Source organism: Hyphomonas sp. (genome assembly GCF_037969335.1).
Classification (GTDB): Bacteria; Pseudomonadota; Alphaproteobacteria; order Caulobacterales; family Hyphomonadaceae; genus Hyphomonas.
Genome location: NZ_JBBKXE010000206.1, coordinates 24954 through 31510, shown reverse-complemented (window position 1 = coordinate 31510; position 6557 = coordinate 24954). Strand labels below are relative to the sequence as shown.

At 63.6% G+C, this 6557-nt stretch carries 6 protein-coding genes and 1 pseudogene; 5 read left to right on the top strand and 2 right to left on the bottom strand.

All coding sequences use genetic code 11. The features are described 5' to 3' along the window. Positions 1 to 624: pseudogene (locus AADA04_RS15325) on the top strand (DNA ligase-associated DEXH box helicase); the annotation flags it as partial. 57 nt (positions 625 to 681) lie between these two features. Then, positions 682 to 1902, top strand: coding sequence for a trypsin-like serine protease (locus tag AADA04_RS15320; RefSeq protein WP_340694152.1), 1221 nt, complete (start codon positions 682 to 684; stop codon positions 1900 to 1902). A 44-nt stretch (positions 1903 to 1946) separates the two neighbouring features. Here AADA04_RS15320 and AADA04_RS15315 read toward each other — a convergent pair whose 3' ends face one another. Continuing rightward, positions 1947 to 2561 (bottom strand): glutathione S-transferase, encoded by a 615-nt coding sequence (locus tag AADA04_RS15315; protein WP_340694151.1) that lies wholly within the window; start codon positions 2559 to 2561, stop codon positions 1947 to 1949. Positions 2562 to 2654: 93 nt separating this feature from the next. On the opposite strand from AADA04_RS15315, the gene AADA04_RS15310 reads away from it, so the two are divergent. Continuing rightward, entirely contained in the window at positions 2655 to 4277 is a 1623-nt protein-coding gene (locus AADA04_RS15310) for a cisplatin damage response ATP-dependent DNA ligase (protein WP_340694150.1), read from the top strand. Between the two features lie 93 nt (positions 4278 to 4370). On the opposite strand, the gene AADA04_RS15305 is transcribed toward AADA04_RS15310, so the two are convergent. Further along, positions 4371 to 4826 carry an HU family DNA-binding protein gene (locus AADA04_RS15305; protein WP_340694149.1) on the bottom strand — a complete coding sequence of 152 codons (456 nt, stop codon included), beginning with the start codon at positions 4824 to 4826 and terminating at the stop codon, positions 4371 to 4373. 124 nt (positions 4827 to 4950) lie between these two features. Here AADA04_RS15305 and AADA04_RS15300 point away from each other — a divergent pair, with 124 nt between their 5' ends. Together AADA04_RS15300 and AADA04_RS15295 are read left to right on the top strand one after the other, a co-directional pair. Further along, positions 4951 to 5709, top strand: a complete 759-nt coding sequence (locus AADA04_RS15300) for a hypothetical protein (protein ID WP_340694148.1) — start codon at positions 4951 to 4953, stop codon at positions 5707 to 5709. 16 nt (positions 5710 to 5725) lie between these two features. Then, the gene (locus tag AADA04_RS15295) at positions 5726 to 6556 is read left to right on the top strand and encodes a mechanosensitive ion channel domain-containing protein (RefSeq protein WP_340694147.1); all 831 of its coding nucleotides are present in this window, start codon (positions 5726 to 5728) and stop codon (positions 6554 to 6556) included. Position 6557: the final 1 nt, after the last annotated feature.

Here is a 6557-nt window from a genome sequence, read left to right as displayed (position 1 = left end):
CATGTGTTCATCTCGGAGGCGACCTTCGCCCTGCCCGTCTTCCGCCACCCGGAAACGGGCGGCGAGATTGCCCGCCTCCTGCACAGCCTGCAGGCCTTTCCCGAACGCGCCCATTGCGTCGGCGCCTATTCCCTCGGCAAGGCGCAGCGCGTCATCCGCCATCTGCGCCTCGCCGGCCATGATGCCCCGGTCTTCATCCATCCCAGCCTCGAAAAGCTCTGCGCGCATTACCAGTCCGTCGGCATCGACCTCGGTACTCTCATCCCTGTCCCGTCGGGCGACGTGCCGAAAGCCGAACGCGAAACCTATCGCGGCCAGATTATCGTCGCCCCACCCGGCAGTTTCGAAGGCAAATGGGCCCAGAACTTCCCTGACCCGGTCATCGCCTTCGCGTCGGGCTGGATGAGCATTCGTCAGCGCGCCAAACAGCGCGGCGTGGAGCTGCCACTGGTGATCTCGGACCATGCCGACTGGGATGAACTGACTGAAACGGTGCGCGAAGTGAACCCGGAAGAGCTCTGGGTCACCTATGGGCGTGAAGACGCCCTCGTGCGCTGGGCCGAACTGGAAGGCCGCCGCGCCCGGCCCCTGCGCATGGTCGCCTATGCTGACGAGGCCGGTTGACCGCACCCCGGCAAGGGGCCTTTAGTAACGGCTATAGGTGTATTCAAAGGGGACGACATGAAACGCCCAACCCTCCTCGCGGCCAGCGCCGCGCTTCTCCTCCTGGCAGGCTGTGACGCCATCAAGGTGCCCGGCCTCAATCCGCCAGACGAAAAAGTCGCCAGCCCGATCGACCAGTTGCCAGCGGACGCGTTCGAAGACGATGTGACCAGTTCGGTCGAAGTCGTGCCCGAGACGCCGGCCACCGAAACCACGATCGAAGCGCCAGCAGATGCCGCCGCTACGCCGCCTGCGACGGATAACGCACTCCCCGCCGAAACCGCACCTGCAGATAGCGCGACAGATGACGCCGCCGACGAGGCGGCCCTCGATCCCGAGTCTGCTGGCGGCCTCGCCCTGACGATCCAGGCGCCCCTGCCGACTCTGGCCGCGCTGAACGCCACGACCTGTGGCCGCCCCGCTGACAGCGCGCCGACACCGACCGTGGCCATGGTCGCGAGTGCCACCACGCTGGAAACCCCCTCGGTCGGCACCGCCGCCGTCAACGGCCTTGCCGCCACTCTCGCCAGCTTTCCCGGCATTGTGAAACTCGAGCCGCGCAACCCGCAGGCCGACGGCACCGTCACCAGCGGCCATTGCGGCGCCACGCGGATCGCAAAGAACTGGTTCGTTACCGCCGCCCATTGCGTTGACGACGACTACAAGGAACTCCGGCTCATCGGCGACGCGGCCAACCTGCGCAGTCCGCTCGCAAAGGTCACCAGCGGCACCGTTGCCGTCTGTCATGGCGGTTATCTCGGCACCGCCAATGGCTATGCCAATGACCTCGCCCTGATCCGCCTTGATGACGACCAGGTCGCCCCCATCGCCGACGTGCCGATCGCCCGCTATGGCGCCACGGTGAAGCCGCTGGCACCGGCCAATTACCCGACCGCCGACATGGCCGGCTGGGGCCTCACCCATTATGGCGGCCAGCTGTCGAATGACCTGCTGACCACCAAGCTCGCCATCACCGCTGACGGCCCGTCCCTGATCAATGTTGCCAGCGCCGGCGGCGCAGGTCCCTGCGTCGGCGACAGTGGCGGCCCGCTCTATGTGACGGAAGCCGACGGCACAAGGACAGTTGTCGGCGTCTTGTCAGTGGTCGAGCAGAACCGCACCACAGGTGAATTCTGTGCCGGCGACTATAATGGCCGCTACACCAACCTGCAGGGCTACGCCGGCTGGATGGACGCTGTCATGGCGCGCTGCGACGCCAATCCGGATGGTTGCAGATAGATCGTTGAGGAGCGCCCCTGCCTTTGCAGGGGCGGCGCCCGGTCCTAAATCCCGACCGCGAGCATTTCCTTATAGGCAGGCCGCGCCCGCATCTTTTCCAGCCAGGCCTTGGTCGCCGGGCGGTTTGCCAACGCGCCCATCGAATCGGCCATCTGGATCTGGAAGCCCATCAGGCAGTCGGCTGCCGTGAAGTTCTCACCGGCGAAATACGGATATTTCGACAGGTGCGCCTCAATCGTGCTCGCAGCCTTCTCGCGCTCTGCCGCCATCATCGCCTCGACCGGATTGCCAGTCATGTCGACGCGCCGGAAATAGACCTGCAGCAGGCCTGGCAGGAAAACAGCGCCCTCGGCGGCATGCACCCATTCCAGGTAACGCGGGAATTCCGGTGAGCTCGGGCGGGGATGCAGCTGGAAGGCCGTATCGTACTTGCCCATCAGGTATTCCGCGATGGCGCCGGTTTCCGCGATCACCACGTCGCCGTCTTCCAGCAGGGGCGACTTGCCCATCGGGTGGATCTTCAACAGGTCCGGCGGCGCCAGATTGGTTGTCTCGTCGCGCTTGTAATGGACGATCTCGTGCGGCACGCCGAGTTCGGCGAGCAGCCAGACAATCCGCTGCGAACGCGAGGCGTTGAGGTGGTGGAGCTTGAGCGTCATGAATGGATGTCCCTTGGTGATTGGCTGTTTTTAGCAGTCACGCGCCTTGTTTCGGCGCTGTCATGCTGCGTGTTTGGCCTTATGTAGGACCGTATGCAAGCTTTTGCCGACCTGCTTGACAGACTTGTGCTGACGCCCGCGCGTAACGGCAAGCTGCGCCTGATGGGGGATTATTTCGCCGCCGCGCCCGATCCCGACCGCGGCTATGCCCTCGGTGCGATCACCGGCGATCTCGATATCCCGAACGTCAAACCGGCCATGATCCGCGCCCTCATGGACGGGCGCATGGACCCGGAACTCTTCGCCCTGTCCTATGATTATGTCGGTGACCTCGCCGAAACGGTCAGCCTCGTCTGGCCCGAGGTGCGCGGCGCCAATCGCACGCCGCCGCTCTCCGACATCGTCGAAACGCTCACCGCAGCCCCCCGCGCCGAGGCGTCAAAGCTGGTCGCCGGATGGCTCAACGGCCTCGACGCCACCGGCCGCTGGGCGTTCCTGAAACTGCTGACCGGCGGATTGCGCATCGGTGTCTCGGCCCGCCTTGCCAAGCTCGCACTGGCGCAATTCGGCGACAAGGACGTCACCGATATCGAGGACATCTGGCACGGCCTCGCCCCGCCTTATGAAAGCCTGTTCGCCTGGCTCGAAGGCCGCGCCGACAAACCGGCCCCGGACATCGCCGCCCCGTTCCGCCCGGTCATGCTCGCCCATCCCCTCGTGCCCAAGGCCGATCGCGACACGCCGGACGCGGTCGACCCCGCCCTGATCACCGCGGAGACGTTCGCCGCCGAATGGAAATATGACGGCGTCCGTGTACAGGCCTCTGCGGCTGGCGGCGCCCGGCGCATCTATACCCGCACCGGCGACGATATTTCCCACGCCTTTCCGGACGTCGTCGCCGCAATGGAATTTGACGGCACGGTCGACGGCGAACTCCTCGTGCGCAATGCCGACGGCACGGTCGCTCCGTTCAACGCGCTGCAGCAACGCCTGAATCGCGAGACCGTCTCGAAGCGCCAGCTGGAGACACACCCCGCCTTCATTCGCGCCTATGACCTTCTGCAAGACGGCATGCGCGACCTGCGCGGCGAAGCCTTCCGCGAACGTCGCATCCGTCTTGAGGCCTTTGTCCTCGGCATCGAGAGCGACCGGTTCGACCTCTCCCCCCTCGTGCCCATCACCACACTCGCCGCGCTCGACGATGCCCGCCTCGATCCGCCCGCGCCGGAAATCGAAGGCGTGATGCTGAAACGCTGGGACAGCGCCTATCTCGCCGGACGCCCCAAGGGCCTCTGGTACAAGTGGAAGCGAGATCCCTATCTTGTTGACGCCGTACTGATGTATGCCCAGCGCGGCCACGGCAAGCGCTCCAGCTTCTATTCCGATTTCACCTTCGGTGTCTGGCACGATGAAGACGGCGAGGACAGGCTCACCCCCGTCGGCAAGGCCTATTTCGGCTTTACCGATGAGGAGTTGAAACAGCTCGACGCCTTTGTCCGTGCCAACACGATTGACCGGTTCGGCCCCGTCCGCTCTGTCACGGCCAACAAGGAGACCGGCGTGGTTCTGGAAGTGGCCTTCGAGGCCCTGCAGCGCTCGCCCCGGCACAAGTCGGGCCTCGCCATGCGGTTTCCGCGCATCAACCGCATCCGCTGGGACAAGCCGACCGCCGAGGCTGACCGGATCGAAACGCTGGCAGCGATGTTGCCGGACTAGCCGCACCATTTTCAAGCACAGAGCCTCGCGCAAAAAAAGGGCCAGGCGCTCTGCGATCCTGACCCTTTCCGGAATTTCAGAATCTGTCCGTTATCAGACGGTTTCTTTGAGTTCCTTGGCGACGCGGAAGGCAACCTTCTTGGACGCCTTGATCTTGATCGCTTCGCCCGTTGCCGGGTTGCGGCCCATGCGTGCCAGGCGCTTGCGCACTTCCAGCGTGCCGAGGCCATTCATGCGAATACGCTCGCCTTTCTTGAGGCGTTTCGTGATCCGCACGGCCATGTCGTCGAACAATTCTTGTGTCTGTTTCTTGGTGAGGCCGTGAGCCTCAGCCATTTCGACCGACATCTGACGCAGGGTCACAGTCGTTGCCGTTTTCGGTGCTGCCTTGGCAGCCGCAGCAGGTGCAGCTTTAGCAGCGGGCTTCTTCGCCGCGACAGCTTTGGTCGCAGCCGGTTTCGCAGCCGCGCGCGCAGGTGCCGGTTTGGCAACAGCTTTCTTGGCTGCAGTTTTAGCAGGGGCCTTCTTGGCCACAGGTGTCTTTGCCATGAGCAAAATCCTTTGTTAAGTCTTCGCAGAGAGGGCGGCCTATAACGCGAATCCGCCCGGTGCCACCACACTTTTGTCAGTGCAACCAATTTGCCCTCCAGCCATTCAGGGTCATATGTCGTCCATGCAAAAACAGCCGCCTGTGATTCTGCTCCTGCTCGCCGTGCTGCAACCGCTGTCCGGCGCGCTGGCACCGCTGCTCGGGGTCGGCACGCCAATCGGCAATGCGACCCGCGACCTGGGTGCGCCTGAACAGCCCCTGCCGGTCTTCTTTGCAATCTGGAGCCTGATTTTCCTCGCCTATTTCGTGTTTTCCCTGTTCGCCGTCTTCCGCCGCGAGCCGTGGATGGATCGAATCACTCCGGCCCTGATCATGGCCGGCATGCTGAACGTGATCTGGATGTTGAGCGCCCAGCTCATCGTGTCCCAGCCGCTCGACTTCGCGCTCCTGTTTCCGATTGCGGCCGCCGCCTGGTTTGCCGCCTATAGGTTTGACCGGATACGCGGCATGGGCGGCAGCCCGGCCAAACTCGTCGCCGATATGGCGACCGGCCTGCTCTCAGGCTGGATCACGGTCGCGGTCGCCATCTCGATCCCGCTGACGATTCGTCATTTCACCACGCTCGGCGCAACCGATTATCCGTGGCAGATGCTGTGGGCGACGCTGGTTCCGGCTGCACTCGCAGCCTGGGCCTTCACGCGTTTCGTCAGTCGCAGCCCCTGGTTTTTCGTCTCGCTCGCATGGGGCCTTCTCGGCATCCTGCTCAACAACTGGACCGTCACCGGCATGACCTGGCTCGCCATCGTCACCGGTGCCCTCACAATCCTCATCCTCTACCTGCGGCTGACGCGCGGCACCCATGGCACGCGCAGCCAGGCCTGAACCCCCGGAGTAATTCATGGACTTTCTGAACAATATCGACTGGCAGGCTGCACTCGAAGAACACTGGCCCGTCCTCGCAGCCTATGGCCTGAAGGCGCTGGGCGCCTTCATCGTCCTGATCGTCGGCCTGCGCATCTCGGGCGCCATGGCCAGCCTTGTCCGCAAGCAGGCGATGAAACGCCCCAATATTGATGTGACCCTCGGCAGCTTCTTTGCGTCCCTTGTCCGCTGGTTCCTGACCGCCGCGACGATCATCGCAGCCCTGCAATTGTTCGGTGTACAGGCGACCAGCTTCGTCGCCATCCTCGGTGCCATGACACTGGCCATCGGCCTGTCACTGCAAGGCGCCCTCGGCAATATCGCGTCCGGCGTCATGATCATGCTGTTCCGCCCGTATGGTGTCGGCCAGTATATCGAGGTGGCCAACGTTGGCGGGACGGTCAAGGAAATCAACCTGTTCCAGACCATTCTTGCGACACCGGACAATGTCCAGGTCATCGTGCCCAACAGCCAGGCCATCGACGGCATCATCAAGAATTATGCAGGCTACCCGACACGGCGGATCGATCTCGTCTTCGGCATCGATTATGGCGACGGCATGGAGCATGCGATCAGCGTGATTGAAGGCGTCATCAAGGCCGACAGCCGCGTGCTCGCAGACCCTGCACCTGTCGTCCGGGTCGACAATCTGGGCGCCAGTTCCGTCGACATCATTGCCCGCCCATGGGTGAAGACATCCGACTATTGGGAAACCCGCTGGGCCCTCACCATGAACGTCAAGGCAGCGCTCGATGCGGCCGGCATCTCCATTCCGTATCCGCACCAGGTCAACGTAAACAAGGACTAGC